This is a genomic window from Aggregatilinea sp., assembly GCF_036822615.1.
In the GTDB taxonomy this organism is placed as follows: Bacteria; Chloroflexota; Anaerolineae; order Aggregatilineales; family Aggregatilineaceae; genus Aggregatilinea.
Genome location: NZ_DAISHJ010000060.1, coordinates 9,019 through 27,706, shown reverse-complemented (window position 1 = coordinate 27,706; position 18,688 = coordinate 9,019). Strand labels below are relative to the sequence as shown.

General features: G+C 63.0%; 14 protein-coding genes and 1 pseudogene. 5 read left to right on the top strand and 10 right to left on the bottom strand.

The genetic code is table 11. From position 1 onward, the window contains the following. The 3 genes from trpB to V7116_RS16070 form a co-directional block, all read left to right on the top strand. The coding region (gene trpB / locus V7116_RS16080) for a tryptophan synthase subunit beta (protein ID WP_324392969.1) at positions 1-828 on the top strand (828 nt) is incomplete at its 5' end. After that, positions 825-1,634: a tryptophan synthase subunit alpha gene (gene trpA, locus V7116_RS16075; RefSeq protein ID WP_324392968.1), complete on the top strand. Its 810-nt coding sequence runs from the start codon at positions 825-827 to the stop codon at positions 1,632-1,634. The genes trpB and trpA, both read left to right, overlap by 4 nt. Positions 1,635-1,855: 221 nt before the next feature. After that, positions 1,856-2,401 carry a hypothetical protein gene (locus tag V7116_RS16070; protein ID WP_324392967.1) on the top strand — a complete coding sequence of 182 codons (546 nt, stop codon included), beginning with the start codon at positions 1,856-1,858 and terminating at the stop codon, positions 2,399-2,401. Between the two features lie 280 nt (positions 2,402-2,681). Here V7116_RS16070 and V7116_RS16065 read toward each other — a convergent pair whose 3' ends face one another. From V7116_RS16065 to V7116_RS16050, 4 genes are all read right to left on the bottom strand, one after another. Next, positions 2,682-3,923 carry a sensor histidine kinase gene (locus V7116_RS16065; protein WP_324392966.1) on the bottom strand — a complete coding sequence of 414 codons (1,242 nt, stop codon included), beginning with the start codon at positions 3,921-3,923 and terminating at the stop codon, positions 2,682-2,684. 161 nt (positions 3,924-4,084) lie between these two features. Beyond that, positions 4,085-5,743, bottom strand: coding sequence for a response regulator (locus tag V7116_RS16060; protein WP_324392965.1), 1,659 nt, complete (start codon positions 5,741-5,743; stop codon positions 4,085-4,087). Between the two features lie 147 nt (positions 5,744-5,890). Further along, on the bottom strand, positions 5,891-6,334 hold the full coding sequence (locus tag V7116_RS16055; protein WP_324392964.1) for a response regulator: 444 nt from the start codon (positions 6,332-6,334) through the stop codon (positions 5,891-5,893). Beyond that, the gene (locus V7116_RS16050) at positions 6,327-9,323 is read right to left on the bottom strand and encodes a PAS domain-containing protein (RefSeq protein ID WP_324392963.1); all 2,997 of its coding nucleotides are present in this window, start codon (positions 9,321-9,323) and stop codon (positions 6,327-6,329) included. The genes V7116_RS16055 and V7116_RS16050 overlap by 8 nt, the downstream gene beginning before the upstream one ends. A gap of 316 nt (positions 9,324-9,639) precedes the next feature. On the opposite strand from V7116_RS16050, the gene V7116_RS16045 reads away from it, so the two are divergent. Next, positions 9,640-10,695, top strand: a complete 1,056-nt coding sequence (locus V7116_RS16045) for a prenyltransferase (RefSeq protein ID WP_324392962.1) — start codon at positions 9,640-9,642, stop codon at positions 10,693-10,695. A 471-nt stretch (positions 10,696-11,166) separates the two neighbouring features. After that, positions 11,167-12,462, top strand: coding sequence for an MFS transporter (locus V7116_RS16040; RefSeq protein WP_324392961.1), 1,296 nt, complete (start codon positions 11,167-11,169; stop codon positions 12,460-12,462). 151 nt (positions 12,463-12,613) lie between these two features. On the opposite strand, the gene V7116_RS16035 is transcribed toward V7116_RS16040, so the two are convergent. The 6 genes and pseudogenes from V7116_RS16035 to V7116_RS25830 all read right to left on the bottom strand — a co-directional run. After that, positions 12,614-13,567, bottom strand: coding sequence for a DMT family transporter (locus V7116_RS16035; protein WP_324392960.1), 954 nt, complete (start codon positions 13,565-13,567; stop codon positions 12,614-12,616). A 54-nt stretch (positions 13,568-13,621) separates the two neighbouring features. Next, entirely contained in the window at positions 13,622-14,806 is a 1,185-nt protein-coding gene (locus tag V7116_RS16030; protein ID WP_324392959.1) for an LCP family protein, read from the bottom strand. 140 nt (positions 14,807-14,946) lie between these two features. Beyond that, complete coding sequence (locus V7116_RS16025; RefSeq protein ID WP_324392958.1) at positions 14,947-15,858, bottom strand: vWA domain-containing protein; 912 nt, start codon at positions 15,856-15,858, stop codon at positions 14,947-14,949. Between the two features lie 32 nt (positions 15,859-15,890). Then, the gene (locus tag V7116_RS16020; RefSeq protein ID WP_442891855.1) at positions 15,891-16,961 is read right to left on the bottom strand and encodes an ATP-binding protein; all 1,071 of its coding nucleotides are present in this window, start codon (positions 16,959-16,961) and stop codon (positions 15,891-15,893) included. A 242-nt stretch (positions 16,962-17,203) separates the two neighbouring features. Beyond that, on the bottom strand, positions 17,204-18,562 hold the full coding sequence (locus tag V7116_RS16015; protein ID WP_324392956.1) for a DUF4367 domain-containing protein: 1,359 nt from the start codon (positions 18,560-18,562) through the stop codon (positions 17,204-17,206). A gap of 4 nt (positions 18,563-18,566) precedes the next feature. Continuing rightward, positions 18,567-18,688: pseudogene (locus tag V7116_RS25830) on the bottom strand (RNA polymerase subunit sigma-24); the annotation flags it as partial.

Sequence of the window (18,688 nt, the reverse complement as noted above, 5' to 3'; positions counted from 1 at the left end):
GCGGCGCTGTTGGGCCTGGACTGTCACGTCTACATGGGCAGCGTGGACATCGCGCGGCAGCGGCCCAACGTGTTCCGCATGAAGCTGCTCGGCGCGGAGGTGATCCCGGTCGAAAGCGGCAGCAAGACGCTCAAAGACGCCATCAACGAGGCCATCCGCGACTGGGTGGCGAACGTCGAAGACACGTTTTACCTGCTCGGCTCGGCGCTCGGCCCGCACCCGTACCCGCTGATCGTGCGCACGTTCCAGAGCGTGATCGGCATCGAGGCGCGCCAGCAAATGCTGGACGAAGTGGGCCAACTGCCGGACGTGTGCATCGCGTGCGTGGGCGGCGGCAGCAACGCGATTGGGCTGTTCCACGCCTTCCGCGACGACGAGGCGGTCGATCTGATCGGCGTCGAAGCGGGCGGCCTGGGCATCCCCAGCGGCGAGCACGCCGCGCGTTTTGCCGATCCCAACCTGGGGCGGCCCGGCGTGCTGCACGGCACGCGCTCCTTCGTGCTCCAAGACGCCGACGGCCAGATCCGCGAGACGCACAGCGTCTCCGCCGGGCTGGACTACGCCTCGGTCGGGCCGGAGCATGCATACCTGCGCGACATGGAACGCGCCTTTTACACCACCGCGACCGACGAGGAAGCGCTCGCCGCCTTCCAGACGTTGTGCCGCCAGGAGGGCATCATCCCCGCCCTGGAAAGCTCGCACGCCGTGGCGGAGGCGATCAAGCGCGCGCCGACCATGCCGAAGGACGCGATCATTTTGGTGAACCTGTCAGGGCGCGGCGACAAAGACCTGGACACGGTTATTCACGAGATCGGAGAGGACGCATGAACGAGCCGATCACGACTCTGCAAGGCACGGCGGCGCTGGCCGCCATGTTCGAGGGGGCCAAAGCGCACGATCGCGCGGCATTTTTGCCCTATTTCCCCATCGGCTACCCGACCTACGACGATTCGCTGGCCGCGATCGAAGCGATGGCCGGGGAAGGTGTGGACGGCTTCGAGATCGGCATCCCCTTCAGCGATCCCCTCGCTGATGGCCCGACGATCCAGGCCGCGACGCAAGTTGCACTGGAAAACGGGATCACGGTGCGCAGGTGCCTGGAGGCGGTGCGGACCCTGCGTGCGCGCGGCGTACGCCAGCCGATGCTGCTGATGGGCTATCTGAATCCGATCCTGGCCTACGGCGTCGAAGCGTATGTGCGTGATGCGCACACCGCCGGGGCGGACGGGCTGATCGTGCCCGATCTGCCGCCGGAGGAGGCCGCGCAGGTGAAAACGGCTTGCGAAAAGGTGGGGCTGGCGCTGATCTTCCTGCTCGCCCCGACCAGCACCGAGGCGCGTATCAAGCTGGTGACGGCGCAGGCGACCGGCTTCGTGTACCTCGTCTCGGTGACGGGCACGACCGGCGCGCGCGATCGCCTGCCCGAGACCCTGCCGGGCTTCGTAGCGCGCGTACGGGCGCAGACGGATAAGCCGCTGGTGCTGGGCTTCGGCATCGGAAGGCCCGAACAGGCGCGCGAAGCCGGAGCGCTGATGGACGGCTTTATCGTCGGCAGCGCGCTGGTTCGCGAAGGCGCGCACGGCGTCGAGGCGGTGCGGTCGCTGGCTGCCAGCTTGAGACGCGCGCTGGATTAACCGCGCAGCGGGGCGTAATAGCACATCCTGCACCCCCTTACAACATGGAACGGCTCCAGAAAGAGGCCCCAAGGCCCCATTCTGGGGTCGTTTTTTATTCCCCATTGAGGGGAAGTGTAAAAATGTTGTGAATTATAAAGATCATTTTAATTATGCGTTAATTATTATACATTATCCTGAGTTTGAAAGCCGTTTGAGCACGTTTTGCAAGGGGGAACTCAATGCGTCATCTTTCTTGTCCAGAGACATCGGAAACACTGGGCCAAAACCTGGCGGCGTTTACCGATAATATGCAAGGCACCGACACCAAGCCGGTCATGGCTAAATATGGGATGGTCGATCTCGATCCAAACGCGTGGTATTCCACGCGAAAACTGCTGGATGCGCTCAACGAACTCGCAGAATCGCACAACCACATGCTCAATTTTGTCGCCATCGGCATGACGATTGGCGAGACCATCCCCTTACCGCCCGATGCGCCCACTCCAACCTATGAAGAAATATTGATGAGTTGGAACGACGTTTACCAGAATCTGCACCGCAATGGCGACGTCGGCACGATTCGCTGCGAAAAGATCAGCGATAATCACTACGTGACGTATCACACGGACATCTATCCCGACGATATGAGCTACGGCCTGCAGTACGGTTATGCGCGCCGCTTCCTGCCGCGGGATACCGCTTTCAGCGTTTACTACGATCCCGACTATCCCGCGCGCGATTACGGCGGAGACGGCGAAACCATTATTCACGTCGAGTGGGAGTAACCCTAAAGCAAGAACTGGAAAGCTGATCCCGGCTTGACTGGCGATGAAAACAGTCTGCGCACCTGCTACAGACTGTTTTTTGTGGTGCAACGGAGGCGGTTTGCGCTTCTGAAATGTACCCGCCGCACGTAGCGGCTGTTATGCACTTTTTGAGCAAAACTGGCGTCTCACGCGTTCACGATCCCGCGATGCGTAGGGGGGCCTGCTCCGCCCGTTTTTCCCCCGGAACCCCGCCTAACATGGGTGGCGCGGGGGCGGGGCCAGAGGTGCGCACCACGTTCTAGGATCCGCGCGGCAGTGTGATGCGGAACGTGGTGCCCCGGTTTTCTTCGCTCACCACGTCGATCGTTCCGCCGTGCGCTGCTACGATCTTTTGCACGATCGGCAGGCCAAGGCCCGGCCCGCCGGTTTCCGCGGAACGAGCTTTATCGGCACGGTAGAGCAGCTCGAAGATGTAGGGCATATCCTGATCGCTGATCCCGATGCCGTAGTCCTCAATCTCGACGGTGACGTGGGTCTGGTTCGAGCAGGTGCGCAAGATGACCTTGCCGTCCTGGTGCGAATAGTTGATCGCGTTTTCGGTGATCTCGACCAGCGCATACGAAAGTTCCGCCTGATCCGCGTCAACCAGAGGCAGATCGTCGGCCAGATCGAGCGAGATCTCGACCTGTTTTTCGGCTGCATACGAATAGACGTGCAGCGCAACGTCACGGATCAGGTCGTTCAGGTGGATGCTGCGGAAATGCAGTTCGGGGTTGCTTTCGACCTGGAGCAGGCGCAGCATGCCGTCTACCAGCCGGGCGAGGCGGTTGGCCTGCATCTCGATCACGCTCAAGTGCTGCTCGCGGCCCTTGGTGTCTTTGACGCGCCGGATGAGGTAAAGGCTGGTGTTGATGGTCGAGAGCGGCGTGCGGAAGTCGTGCGAGGCCGCTCGCACGAAGTTGGTCAATACGCGGGCGCGCTCCTGCTTGATCGCCAGATCGAGCGCGCGCTGCTCGGCCCGCTCGCGTTCGGCCATTTCACGCTGGAGCTTTTCGTTGGTGCGCTGAAGATCGGCGGTGCGTTCCGCGACAAGCGCTTCCAGGTTGGTGCGGTGCTGGCGCAGCTCCTCCTCGATGTTGTTACGCTCGATCGCGTAGCGCAGGGAGCGCACGAGCAGTTGGATGTTGGCCTCGCCTTTGATCAGGTAGTCCTGTGCGCCCAGGCGCACGGCTTCCATGCCCAGATCTTCGTCGCTGACGCCGGTCTGCACCACGACGGGCAGGTGTGACCACCGCCGCTGCAGCGAGAGCAGCGTTTCCAGCCCGGTGCTGTCGGGCAGCGTCAGGTCCAGGAGCACCACGTCGATCCCACCCTGGTCAAGCCGCTCCATGCCCTCCTGAAGCGTGGAGGCCGTGGAGAGTTTGATAACTGGCATGGAGACCGCCAGCGTGATCAGGCGTTTGATCAGGTAGACATCATCCGGGCTGTCCTCGATCATTAAAACATTAATGGTATCCAGGGAGCTGTCAGCTTCTTGCACGTCAACCCGATTCCAGTCCACTCTAGCGCCGCGATGGACAACTACCCTGCGTGCACCTTGTGAAGCAGGGTATACCAATTATCGGCGATCTGCCATTAATTCGCACGTCCCCCTCATTATGACGTTGGGGCAGCGCAAATGGCGCATAGCCCATTCGGGGGTCAGCTACCGTTATCGGACCAGTGAACGAGAATCTCCGTGCCAGCCGCCGGGGAGGTGTTGATCGTCAATGTCGCGTTAATGTTGTCGGCTCGCTCGCGCATGATGCCCAATCCCATGCTGGTAGATGAGATCTGGGTGGGGTCGAATCCATCGCCGTCATCGGTAATGGTCAGGTCGATGTGGTGCGGCTTGCTGTGCAGGACGACGCTGGCGTGTTCGGCGCGGGTGTGTTTGGCGATGTTGTTCAGCGATTCCTGCGCGATCCGGTACAGCGCGACCTTCACATCGGGCATCATCGGCGTTTCCTCGTCGATGAGGACTTCGATCTGGATACGCCTGCGGCTTTGAATTGCTTCCGTGAGCTGGATCATCAAATCCGAAAAACTGGCGTCCAGCAGCGCTTTCGGACGCAGTTCCAACAGCAGCGTGCGCATTTCGGCCAGCGCGCCCCGGATCAAACGGTGCAGCTCGGTCAGCAGCGGCATCACCTTTTGCGGCGAGCGCTCCCACTGGCGGGGCAGCGATTCGGTGATCATGGTGGCGGAAAACAGCGCCTGACTCACCGCATCGTGCAGGTCGCGCGCCAGCCGCTCGCGTTCCTGAATGGCAGCCAGGACCTGCGCTTGCTCGTAGAAGCGCGCGTTCTGGATGGCGATGGCGGCCTGTTCGGCAAACGCCTGCAAGTGATCGACCTGAACCGTTGTGAAGAAATCCGGCTCGAAGGACATCAGGCTGATGCACCCGATCACTTCTTCGAGGTGGTAAATCGGGATGCCAATATAGGCGCGCCAGGTTGAATCCTGAATGATGGTGATCTCGTCGGGACAGTTCAGGATGTCGGAGAGCAGCACCGGTTCGCGTGTTTCCGACATGTGCCGCAGGTGGGTCATCTGCGACAGTTCCAGGCGCATGCCCAGCAGTCGATCGAGCGCCGTTTCGTCGTACCCGTGCGCGCGCACGATGCGGGCGATGCCTTCCTCGAACAGCATGACCTCGGCCAGATCGAACGGCACGACGCGCTCGATGTTGGCCAGCACGCGATCCAGTACCTCGGCCAGATCGTGACTGCTGTTCAGCGCATTGCTGATATCGCGCAGCGCTTCAGAAAACTGGCGTTGGGCGCGTTCGGCGGCTTCGGCCTGCTGGCGTTCGATGATCTCTGCCTCAAGCTGGGAATTGATCTGCACCAGCTCGGTGGTGCGCTCTGCGACCAGTTCTTCCAGGTGATCGCGGTGACGCCGCAGCTCCTGCTCGACCTGCTTGCGCTCGATGGCGTAGCTGATGGCACGGTACAGCAGGTTGCTATCGACTTCCCCTTTGACCAGATAGTCCTGCGCGCCAAGCTGCACGGCCCGGATGCCCAATCCTTCGTCGGTCAGGCTGGTCATGACGACGATCGGCACGTGTGGCGCGTTGGCCTGCGCGGTGAGCAGTGTATCCAGCCCGAAGCTGTCCGGCACGTTGAGATCGAGCAGCACGATGTCGAAAGCATCGGCATTGAGGATGCTCAGACCTTCTTGAAGGCGGCTGGCGACTTGAAGATCGAACGTGGTAAAGCTAAAGCGAGTAAGCAGACGCCTGATGAGATAAGCATCATCGGGATTGTCCTCTACCAGCAGGACACGAGTTGTAGTCCCGATGACGGAGAGGTTGTCCAAAGAGAAGATCCTTCGAGCCTAGATCCGCCTAAAAATGAAAATACATACAGTAAACTGGCAGCAGCACCGCCAAAGTGTAGCCGCAATAAGTCAATTATGCTATAGGGGGGCCTGAGAAGCAACCCGCCTCGCTGGCGGGCACCGCTACTAGATGGGCGACTCGTTCAGTTCCAGCCAGTAGATGCCTAACTGTTGGACGACGGAGCTAAACCGGTCGAAATCGACCGGCTTGCGGATGTAGCTGTTTGCGCCGTGCGAGTAGCAGCCTATGAGATCTTCTTGCTCGCGCGAGGAGGTGAGGATGACCACCGGCAGCAGGCGGGTGCGTTCATCGGCGCGCAGGTGTTGGAGCACCTCGACGCCGTCGAGCTTGGGGAGTTTGAGATCGAGCAGGACGAGGGCGGGCAGTTCCCCGTTATTATCGATGGTGTATGCGCCGGTTTTGAACAGGTACTCCAGCGCTTCTGCCCCGTCGGTGGCGACGTCCACATGAATGCCTAAATTGCTCTTGCGAAACGCGCGCAGCGTCAGCGACACGTCATCGGGATTGTCCTCGACCAGCAGGATTACTTTGCGCCGCGTATCACCCATGAGCACTCCCCCGGCCATCGCCCGGAAGCGTAAAGTAAAACGTCGCCCCTTCGTTGACTGCGCTTGAGGCCCAGATACGTCCCCCGTGCCGGTGGATGATCCGCTGCACTGTCGCCAGCCCGATGCCTGTGCCTTCAAACTCGCTGGTGCTGTGGAGACGCTGGAACGCGCCGAAAAGTTTGTCCGCGTAAGTCATGTCAAATCCGGCGCCGTTGTCACGAATATAATAAACGCGCTCGTCTTCATAGTCCAGCGTACCGAACTCGATTTGAGCGGAAGCAGTTTGGCTGGTGAACTTCCATGCGTTGTTGAGCAGGTTTTCCAACGCAACCCTCAGCAAGCGAGGATCGCCTTCTGCGATGATCTTGGGTTGGATGACGGCCTGCACATGGCGCTTGGGCTGCGAAATGCGCAGCTCCTCCAAAATGCTGTGAGCGAGGTCGCTAAGGTCGGTCGGCATCCGCTGGATCTCGCTTCGTGTCAGGCGCGAGAGTTTGAGCAGGTCGTCGATGAGCTGGCCGAGGCGCTGGCTGGCGACGCGGATGCGCTCCAAATAGTAACGCCCCTCTTGACTTAGTATATCTCCATAATCCTCTAACAAGGCATGGCTAAATCCATCGATTGCGCGCAGTGGCGTGCGGAGATCGTGCGAGACGGAGTAGCTGAACGCTTCCAGCTCGCGGTTGACGGCGCTGAGCTGCGACGTACGCTCGCGGACGCGCTGCTCTAGCTCGTTGTTCAGCGACCGGATTTCGTCCTGCGCCTTGATTTGCTCGGTGATATCGTGCACGATGGCGACCGCGCCTGTGATCACGCCCGCCTCACCTTGCAGCGGCGCGGAACTGACCTGGCGGTAGGTTGGTTCGGGGACTGCCGGGCTGCGCACGATCTCGACCTGATCGCGGATCGTCTCGCCTGCCAGCGATCGGAGCAGCGGGGATTCTTCCGGCGGGCGCGGGTGACCGTCCGCGTATGAAATATCCAGCGGCGCAATGAACGAGGTGAGCTTTCCCAGGCTGCTCTCCGGCTCATCGCTCAGGCCAAACTGCCGGCGCACCGCGACGTTGACCAGCTCGATATTGCCCTCGCTGTCGCAGAACCAGATTTCGTCGGTGATGCTGTCGATCAGGGTATGCAGGCGATCGCGCTCATGCGCGATCTGCGCCAGCAGCCGCTCGCGCTCGACGGCTTCGCGGCGGCGCTCGGTGATGTCCGTGCCGACGGAGATGCCGCCGATGATGGCACCGTTTTGGTCGTAGATGGGGGCGGCGGAAACCAGGAGCGTCCGGCGCGTGCCGTTGTCTAGCACCAGATCCATCATCTCACTGGTGATCGTCTTACCTTCCAACACGGCCTGCGACAGCGGCCATTTATGCTTCTGGACGCGCTCGCCGCTGTCCGACCAGTAGCCCACGAAATTTGCGTACTCCGCGATGTTCGTGACGTGCGGGAAGCCCTCTCGGAAGAAAGTTTGCGCGGCATTGTTGATTTCGATCAGGCTGCCGCTGCCGTCCGCGATCAACACGAGCACCGGCAGGTGGGTGAGCACGGCACGGAGCTGGCGCTGTTCCCGGTCCGCGACGGTCAGCGCGTCGGCCAGCAGAATCGCCTGCCGTTTGCGTTCGGAGACATCGAGCGCGGCGCAGATGATGCCGCTCACCCGGCCTTCCCCGTTGCGCAGCGGCTCGACTGCGATGTCCAGATATACTTCCTGGCCGTCACGATGGACCATGATCTCGCGCCGCGCCCCGATGCCGCTTTCGAGCACCTCGCGTTTGAAGTTTTTGATGCGTGCGGCATCGTCTGGATCGGGGATGAGATCCTCGTCGAACTTGCCGAGCACATCCTGCGTCGTCAGGCCCCGCGCAGAGTTGTGGATCCACGTATAGCGTAGATCCTGATCCTGGCTGAACAGGATCGCGCGCGAGTTGATGATCGCGGTGCGCAGCCGTTCTTCGCTCAGGCGCAGTTCATCTTCGATGCGTTTGCGCGCGCTGATGTCCAGCGCGGACGGGATAAGGTGTGTGACGTTTCCCTCGTCGTCACGCATGGGGGCCAGCGTAAAATCGATCGTGATCCACGTGTCATCGCCGGTACGCATTCGCAGATCGCAGCGAGTCGTGTGCCCCTGTACACCCTGGGTGATGGCGTCGCGCAGCCGGGCCTGAGTTTCCGGCGAATCCGACCACCAGTAAGCCTCGACAAACGGCTTGCCGACCACATCTTCCGGCTGGAGTGCTGCGATTCTGAGCGCCGCCCCGTTCGCCTCGGTTATGACACCGTCCGGCGTGAGCACGCCGACCATCGTCGGCAGCGTATCCAACACGCGGCGGACGTGCCGGGCGTTGGCTTCCTGTGCCTGCTCGGCTTCGCGCTGTTGGGTTGCATCGCGGAACACCAGCACCACGCCGACGATGCCCCCGTCGGCACCATGAATCGGCGCGCCGCTGTCCGCAATGGGAATACGCGTCCCGTCGCGCCGGATCAGCAGGGTGTGATTCGCCAGCCCAACGATGCGATTTTCGCGCAGCACGCGCGACACGGGGCTTTCGACCGGCTCGCCGGTTTTTTCGCTGCAAATTCGGAAGACGTCTTGCAGCGGTTTGCCCTGCGCGTCGGCCTGCGACCAGCCGGTCAGCAGGGTGGCCTGCTCGTTGATGAACCAGATCACCCCCACGTTATCCGTGGCAATGACGGCATCCCCGATGCTGCTCAAGGTGACTTCGAACCACTCGCGCTGTTCGCGCGCGGTCGTAATGCCAGATGTGGGAGGATCGACCGTGTGCTCGGCCCGGATCAACGCGCTGCGCAGCGAGCCGACTAGCAGCGCCGCCAGCACGTTGAGCGCCAGCCACAGCCCGGCAGCAGGCTCGACCGTCCAACTGCCGTGTGCGGCGCGCGTGGCGATGATCCCCCCCAGCACGCCGAGCAGCGCCGCCAGGAGTCCGGGTTCCCACCCGGCCAGCCACGCCGCGATCAGGGTCGCCACCAGGAAAATCAGGAACGGCTGCGGCGCGATAAACGAAGGGATCAGCAGCGACAGGATCAGGCCGACCGCGACCGGTGCCAGCGCAAGGCCGAACCACTGTGCGGCGATGTGAGGTAGATCAAATTGTGTTCTCGTAGTGCCCCCAAAGTCTTTTTCTCGCCAGAAGAAGCGAGGGCAGATAAGTCACTTTGTGAGTTGCCACGTCGCGCGTAGTGGGTGTTGATTTTTTGCGCGGCGTGGCAGGTAGACGCCTTTGTTAAAATAGTAGCATGCGCCTGCAAAGAATTGCACTTTTGGACCTGAAAGGGAGCGCTTCATGGCTGCAGAAGTCCACTCATCGACCGCTATCAAAGACTGGCCGCTCGTCAAGCGCTGGACGACAGCCGTTAATACCTGCAACTGCCCGGATGTGCATCACGCGGACACGTTCACTCGCTGGCTGGTGATCGCGCGCGCCTGTGTGTTTTCCATGACGTTTATGTCGGGCCTCATCGGCGTGCTACTCGCTGTGCTGCAAGGCGGATTTGACGATCGCCCGCTGTTCCGGCTGTGGCTGGGCGCGCTCTCGGTGATCGGGTTGGTGGCCGCCCACGCGACCAACAACCTCGTCAACGACTGGACCGACGTGCGTAAAGGCGTAGACACCGAGGACTACCCGCGCTCGCAGTACAGCACGCATCCCGTCCTCGGCGGCCTGACCACACCCAACCGTTTGCTGGCGGTGGCGCTGGGCCTGACGTTGTTCGACGCGCTGATCATGCTCTATCTGGCGTGGGTTAGCGGCCCGGCGGTGATCGCGTTTGCCGTCAGCGGGCTGGTGCTGAGCCTGGGCTACACCATTTTCCTCAAGCGCTACGCCCTGGGCGAAATCACGGCGCTGGCCGTGTGGGGCCCGCTGATGACCGGCGGCACGGTGTACGCCATCAGCGACGAGATCACGCGCGATACGCTGCTGCTGACGCTGCCCTACGGCCTGATCGTCGCCTCGGTGCTGATCGGCAAGCATACCGACAAGATCGAGTACGACCGGCCTGTGGGCGTGCACTCGATCCCGGTGCTGCTGGGGCGCGACGCGTCGCTGGCGCTGAACAAAGTCGCGTTCGTGGGCTTTTACGTGCTGATCGCCGCGCTGGTGCTGGCGGGCGTAGCCGGGGCGTGGGTGCTGCTCACCGTGCTGGCGCTGCCCCGTCTGGTGACGGCCTGGAAGGTCTACTCGCAGCCCAAGCCCACCAAGCGCCCCGACGACTGGCCCGTGTGGCCGCTGTGGTATGTCGGCTGGGCGATGTTCTTCAACCGGCGGGCGGGCGAGCTGTTCATTCTGGGCCTGATCCTGAACCTGGTCGTGCCGGAAATTGCGGGCGCGCTCGGCTGAGTACGTTCCACATCTGGCGACGAGTCAAACAACGTGGCATCTGTAGGGGCGGGTTTAAAACCCGCTCTGCTTTTGATACTCATTAGGCGCGAAAAATGCCCGCTTGACGGCGATTGTGAATTCGTGATACGCTGTCACACGGTTGTTCGATGAGTATCAGGCAGGGAGCGACTATGTCAGCAGCAATTCTATCGACCTCCGTTCGTCGCACGATGAGCGTGTGCGAGCGCGCCTGCTGACCGTTTTCGCGGCCCGTCACCATCACAACCTGATCTGATCGGCTTCGTGTCTAAACGGCCACAGGTGGCTGCACGCCCTGTGGCTTTTTTGATCCCGCTGCGCTGGAGCAGCCGAAGACAGCCACAGCATCGTGCCCGTGGCTGTTTTTGATTCTTCACCCACGACGCGGATGCCGGGACAGGATGCTGCCCCGCCCGCCTGACACCAACACAATCGAAAGGACAGGCAGCAGTGTTTGCCTCACGCATGACCTCGCGCGATGCGTACCGGATTTATCTGATCATGGAGGGCGCTACCGCGTTTTTTCTGGGCTTGATCTTCACGGTGAACATGGTCTATCAGGTCACCGTGGTGGACCTCAATCCGCTCCAGCTTGTGCTCGTCGGCACGACGCTGGAAACGGTCATCTTTTTGTTCGAGGTGCCGACGGGCATCGTAGCGGATGTCTACAGCCGCCGCCTGTCGGTGCTGATCGGTTTGGCGCTGATCGGTCTGGGGTTCGCGCTGGAGGGGCTGGTCCCCGCGTTTGGCGCGGTCCTGGCGGCGCAGTTGCTGTGGGGCCTGGGTGTCACCTTCACCAGCGGCGCGACCCAGGCCTGGATCGCGGACGAGATCGGGGAAGATCGCGCGGGCGCGGCCTTCCTGCGCAGCGCGCAGATCGGGGCTGTGGCCGGGTTGGCCGCCATCCCGATCAGCGTGGGACTCGCCAGCCTGAACGTGCGCATCCCGATCGTGTTCGGCGGGGCGCTGTTCGTCGTGCTGGCCGCCGGGCTGTCCCTGGTGATGCCGGAGGATGGCTTCGCGCCTGCGCCGCGTGCGTCGCGCTCCCCCTGGGGCCCGATGTGCCAGACGCTGCGCGACAGCCTGCGCCTGATCCGGGGGCGCGGTGTGCTGCTGACGTTCCTGGCGATCTCGGCGGTGCTGGGCCTGTACAGCGAGGGCTTCGACCGTCTCTGGACGGCGCACTTTCTGGACGACTTCACGCTGCCCGCCCTGGGCGATCTGAAGCCGGTGGTGTGGTTCGGCATCATCGGCGCGGTCGGATCGCTGCTTTCGATCGGGACGACCGAGCTGGCGCGGCGGCGCGGCAGCGTCGAGGCGCCGCAGGCGATGGCCCGCGCGTTGATCTGGCTGACGCTGGGGACGGTAGTTGCCATTCTGGTCTTTGCGCTGGCCGGGCACTTCGCCCTGGCACTGGGCGCGTACTGGATCGCGTCGGCGCTGCGCAGCACGTCCGAGCCGATCTTCAACGCGTGGCTGAACCGCAGCGTCGAGTCGTCCGTGCGCGCGACCGTGTTTTCGGCGGTCGGGCAGGTGAACGCCATCGGCCAGATCGCGGGCGGTCCGTGGATCGGCTGGATCGGCACGGCGTGGTCGCTGCGCGCGGCGCTGTCGATCAGCGGGCTGATGCTGACCCCGGCGGCGCTGTTGTTTGCGCGCGGCGCGCGTCAAAGCGCGGATGCCGTTGCGGACAGTAGCGTACTGCCGGATGCTCCCGTGCTGGCGGGCGTCGAGGAGACGGCCTAACGGTGCGTGTAGGGGCAATTCATGAATTGCCCCTACAAAAGCATCACGGGATGGTCTGGTAGGGGCGTATCGCAATACGCCCCTACGGGAACTCGTTACATAACGGAATGTAGGGGCGGGGCTTGCTCTGCCCGTTTCTCCCCTTAATACGTCAGGCGGCGGGCGGCGAGGCCGCCTCGACGGCGTTTCCACGCGGCGCGTGCGGCGTGCCGCGCGTGATGAGCACGATGCTGCCCAGGATCAGGGCCGCGCCGAGCGCCCCTACTTCGCCCAACGTTTCCCCGAACATCAGGATGCCGATCACGATGCCCGCGACGGGTTCCATCAGCGCGACGATGCTCACCACCTGGACCGGGGTGCGCGACAGGCCGTAGAAATACAGCAGGTACGGCAGCCCGAACGACAGGATCCCCATCGGGATCAGCACCGGCAGGTTGTGCAGCACCACGTCGGAGGGGGAGCGCAGCGCCAGCGGCAGCAGCGCCACTGTAATGAAGCCGGTGGTCCATAAATTCTGCGTCAGGCCGTTGATGCGCCCGCCCAATCCCCGGCTGGTGATCATCAGCACCGCGTACGTGAGGCCAGACACCGCCGAGGCGATGATGCCCGCAAAGTTGTCCGAATTCAGCTTGAGCTTGGTCGGGTCGGAGATAAGCACGATGCCCACGATCGCCAGGATCAGGCTGGGCACGACGGTGCGCCCGCGCGGCTCTTTGAGCACCAGCGGCCCCAACACGGCCACGTAGAGCGGCGCTGAATTGTTCAGCAGCGCGGCGTTGGCGGCGGTCGTGTTCTGCACGCCGTAGGTATAGAGCAGCGCCGTGCTGCATACCAGCGTACCGAGCACCAGCAGGCGCGGGATCTGCGCGCGGTAGGCGCGGACGTGCAGTGGTTCGCGGTTGTGCGGCGTGAACGACAGCAAAAACAGGAACGCAAACAGCGCGCGATAAAAATTGATCGTCGTGGTGGGCAGATCGTCGGTCCAGCGGATGAAAATGATCGCCGTGCTGAAGCAGATCGCGCCCGTCGTGATCAACGCGATGCCCTGCCACACGCGGCTGCCCTGAGACGGCGCGACCAGAGTTTTCGTGCTTACCTGGGCCATGCGCGTTCCTTTAGTGGGAGCTGTCACTGAAAATGGGGCCGCGACAGTGCGGCGTTACTGCATGTAGGTGGGGCCGAACAGCTCCACCAGCAGGCCGGGGATGGCCGCGCTGTTGGGAACCAGCACCGACTGATCGCCGATCATGGTGGCCGTGGCGTATCGCCAGTCCATGACTTCGCCTACGATATTTTCCGGTGGAATCGCGCGGGCGTAAAGTGCCAAATCCATGATGTTCGCCAGGGACATGTCGGTTTGGATGCCCTCCGACACTGCATCCCACAGGTCCGGCATGGCGCGCAGCAGGGAGGGGAACATCTCGGCGGAAGTCGCTTTTTCGAACACGGCCATGATCACCTGCTGCTGGCGCTTGATGCGCACGCGGTCGTCGGAGTTGTGGCGGCTGCGCGCATATTTGAGCGCCGTCGGCCCGTCGAGGTGCTGCATGCCCGCATCCAGGTAAAACGGATCGTAGCCATAATAATCGTCGGGATAGGTGGGGTCGTAGATCGCTTCATCGACCATCACGTCGATCCCGCCGATCAGGTCGATCACGTTCACGAAGGTGGCAAAATCGAGCATGACGTAGTGATCGACAGGCATGCCAAACGTCGCCTGGATCGTTTGTTCCACGACCTGCGGACCGGAGCCGACCTGCCACGATTCGCCCAGCGTGTACGCCAGATTGATGCGCTGGTAGCCGTAGCCAGGGATGGTCACCCACAGATCGCGCGGGATGCCCAGTACACCCACTTTGTTCGTGGCCGGGTCCATGCTGATGAGCATGATCGAGTCCGTGCGTGAAAACGTCTCCGTTTCACTGGGACGCGTATCCGTGCCCAGCACCACGACCGTCAGGCGTTCCCCGCCAAACGCGGGCAGGATGCCCATGTCGTCGCTTGAGGTCGCCACGGGGGTCGTGGCGGGCGTGTCGGTGGTGGCGGGCGTGTCGGTGCTGGCCGGGGTTGCGCTTGGCATGATGACGATGCCCGCCTGGGTCGCGTTGGGATCGGGGGTAGGCGGGGTCAAAATGCCCAGGTCGCCGCTGTCGGTGGGCACGATAGCCGGGCCGGAAGTCGGTAAAATGCCCATGTCATCGACCGGGGTGGGCGAAATCTGGAGCAGATCGCTCAGGTAGTTCAGCGTATCGGATGCGGCGCTGGTTCCTCCCGGCACGAGGATGATAGACAGGATCAGAATAACGGCAGCCATACCTGCCGGGATAAGCCATTGACGACGCATCGAGCGCTCCTGAGAGTTCATACAGGTTGTTCCAACACACCCCCGCGTTTCATCTTACACTACAAATGCCGGATGTGCAGCGTGTTGACAAAAAAACGCCCCGCCGGAGCGGGGCGCGGATATCGGAATGGTGAGAGGGCTTATTGGTCCAGTTCGTTACGGACCGTTTCGTACAGCGCGGCGGCCTTCAGCTCGCTGAGTGTCAGGCACGGGCCGCCCAACCGCTGCGCGAGCTGGCACGCGAGACCCTGGTCGAAGGCCGCGTGCTCCATGTTGATCGTCACGTTGCGGATCTCCTCGTCCTCGATCAGATCCGCGATGCGGTGCGCTTCTTCCTGCGGCGGCAGCTCGGACATCGAGACGTTGCCCGCGCCGTCGGTTAGCAGGATCATGAGCGGCATCACGTCCGGGTGTGCCAGCTTTTCCTTGTGGAACACCTGATAGGCCAGCCACAGTCCCGCCGAAAGCGGCGTCTTGCCGCCCACCGGGATATCCGCCAGCGCTTTTTTGGCGAGCGTCACGGAGTTGGTCGGCGGCAGCACGAGGTGAGCGCGGTCCTTCTGGAATACGATCAGCCCCACGCGGTCGCGGCGCTGGTAGGCGTCGGTCAGCAGCGACATAATCGCGCCCTTGGTGGCATTCATGCGCTCCGAAACGGCCATGCTCCAACTGGCGTCCACCACGAACAGGATCAGGTTGGCGGACTTGCGCACGCGCACCTTGCGCTGGAGATCCTGCTTTTTGATGCTGTACGCCATGCGGGAATGATCTCGACGGCGCTGGTATGGCGCGGCGGCGCGCAGCGTCGCGTCGAACGCGATGTCGTCCATCCTGTCCCCGGCGGGCCGCGCCTGGATGTAACGCCCGTGTTTGCGATCGGTGTGGGTGCGGCTGCGGCGACCGCTCATCTTGCGGGTGATGCGGTCGAGGGGAGTGTCAAGGCGGCGGGTGGCAAACTCGGTATTAGGTTCGACCTGTTTGCCACCCTCCCACCAGCGTGCGTCCTGTGATTGGAAGACGTTCTGCGGTGCAGGTTCGGCAGACGGCTCCATCTCGCCCTGTTCGGGCTGATCGGAGACTTCCGCTACCGATTCATTGGTTTTTTTTTACTCGACGTCGCGTTGTCTGCGGCTTCGCTGGATGTGACTTCGGCGTCGGATTCTTCGTTGTATTCTTCCGCGATGTGATCCAGACGATCTTCGAGTTCGCCTTCGTACAGCGACGTTTCGGAGAACGGCCCGCGCTTCAGGCGGTGCGGCAGCGCCAGCTCGGCGGCCAACAAAATGTCGCGCTCGGTGATCTGCGTGCGGCCCTCGAAGGCGGCGTGTGCGCGGGCGGTCTTGAGGATCACGAGGTCGGCGCGGTGACCGTCCACGTGCAGCCCGGCGGTCAGGTTGGCGATGGAGAACAGGTCGCGGCGGGTGTAATGCACCTTGTCCACGATGCGGCGGGCTGTGCCGATCTGCGCGCTCAGATCCTGCTCGCGGGGCAGCCACGATTCGCGGAAGCTGACCGGGTCGGCGTCGAAGCCGATGTGCCGCTCCAGGATCGCCATGCGCTCGTTGGCGTTTGCCAGCCCATGTACCTCGACGGACAGCGCGAAGCGGTCCAAAAGCTGCGGGCGCAGCTCGCCTTCTTCGGGATTCATCGTGCCGACCAGGATGAAGCGCGCCGGGTGCTGGAAGCTGATGCCCTCACGCTCGACCACGTTGATGCCCATCGCCGCCGAATCGAGCAGCAGGTCCACGACGTGATCGTCGAGCAGGTTCACTTCGTCCACGTACAGGATGCCGCGATTTGCGGCGGCCAAAACGCCGGGATCGAACTGGCGCTCGCCCATCTGGATCGCTTTTTCGATGTCGAGCGTGCCCACGACGCGATCTTCCGTCGCGCTGACAGGCAGGTCCACGACGCGCGTGCGCCGGATCGCAACGGGCAGTTCCTCGCCGCGCGCGACGCGCTCGCGGCATTCGTCGCACAGGCGCTCCGGTTCGTAGGGGTTGCACCCAAACCGGCAGTCGGCCACGACTTCGATGTCGGGGAGCAGGGCTGCCAGGGCGCGCGCCGCCGTAGATTTTGCCGTGCCGCGCTCACCACGGATGAGCACGCCACCAATGCTGGGGTTTACGGCGTTCAACACGAGCGCGCGTTTCATGCGCTCCTGGCCGACGATAGCGGTAAACGGATAGACAGCTTGGTGCACGATTCGCCTCAACTTTGAGATCTGTTATTGACAGGTCGAGCCTAGATTATACCGCAGCGGCAGCTGATCGGGCATAGACACTTCGCACGAGAGGCCACCATAGGAGAATCGGTGGCCTCTCTCGGGCGCGGGCGCGCCTCGTGCAGGATGAACGGGCGGGCGGCTCAGTGCATGTCGTCCAGCGGCGCGACGCTCTAGCGGTCGAGCAGGTCCGCGACCTCGATCAGCGCATCCAGTCCCAGACTGTTGCTTTGCAGCACGTACTCGAAGCCGCCTTCGGACCAGTACAGGAAGCGCCATGCGGCGGGATCGACGTCCGGCAGCAGCGACGTGTCGTAGGCCCGGCCCTCGACCCACCAGCCGGGCTGATCGCGCACGGTAACGGCCTGGGCGCCGTCGCCGATGACGGTGTCCGGCGTGCGGGTGGTGTTGAAGCGCGACTGGAACGTGAGCAGGTACGGTCCGGCGGCGTCCGTGCTGTCGCTGGCGCGATACACGCCAACCCCGGCGGAGAAGTACGGTTCGTCCGGCAGCACGGTGTAGCCTAGCAGCTCGTACCCGTCCGGCGGGTGACGCAGCCAGTCCAGGACGAAGCCCACGTTGGTGCTGGCCGCGCGCTGGCTCACCAACTCGAACGGGACGCCATCCGGTGCGGGTGTCGGAGTGTAGTCGATGGCGTGGAGTGAATTGGCGATCTTCAGCGCTTCGTCTTGCGGCAGGCGGCTGGTTAGCTGAAAGTTGAAGCCGTCCTGCGCCCAGAACAGCAGGTTCAGGCCGACCAGCGCGTCGCCGAATACGGCGACGGGCGCATCCTCCACCCACAGTCCGGGATTGCCGTTGACAGTCAACTCGACGGTCGGTGCATCCCCGACGGCGAAGTCGTACTCGTCCGCGAAGATGACCTGTTCCAGTGTGATCGAGCGGTTCTGGTGATCCTCCGCCGATTGCAGCGCGCCGGGCACGTCAAAGCTGGTCGTGACCGATACGAGCGTGTGCATCCAGATTTCGCGCGACTGCTCGACGAAGCCCTCCGGCAGGTAGTCCGGCACGTAGACGGCGAAGCCCGCTTCCTGGCTGGCCTGTTCCGGGGTGAGGTGCCGGAACACGAACACCTGCGGGATGGGCGTCAGCGGCGGGATGGTGGCGTTCGGTGTGGCCGTGGGCAGCTCGCCTGCCTGCTCCGCGACGTAGCGTTCCGCGTCGGTTGGCCCGCTCGTGATGCGCACCTGTCCGATCTGGCGGATGATGTCCTGCGCGAAGGAGCGCAGTGGCGGTATCAGCAGCACGGCGAGGATCACGATCGCCAGTGTTCCGGCCAGCGTCGTCAGGCGGCGGCGCGACGCACGCAATCGCGCGACGGGCTGGACGTCCATACGCGCGATCAGATCGCGGCGCAGGAGGTGGCGGATACGGCTTTGCGCGCTGTAGTCGGCGGCGAGCAGGGTGCGTGCGGTGTCGAGTGATGCGTCGCGTCCGGCGGCGTCCGGCGTTTCGCCGCGCATCAGGCGGTCCAGGTCGGCGTTGAACTGGCGTGCACGGGTGTGGTCGTCCATACGGTTATGCCTCCTCATCGGCCAGCGCCCGGCGCAGGCGCTGGATAGCGCGGTACAAAATGACCCCTACGTTGCTTTCGGAGAGCTGCGTGAGCGTGGCGATCTCGCGGTTGGTCAGCCCGGCGG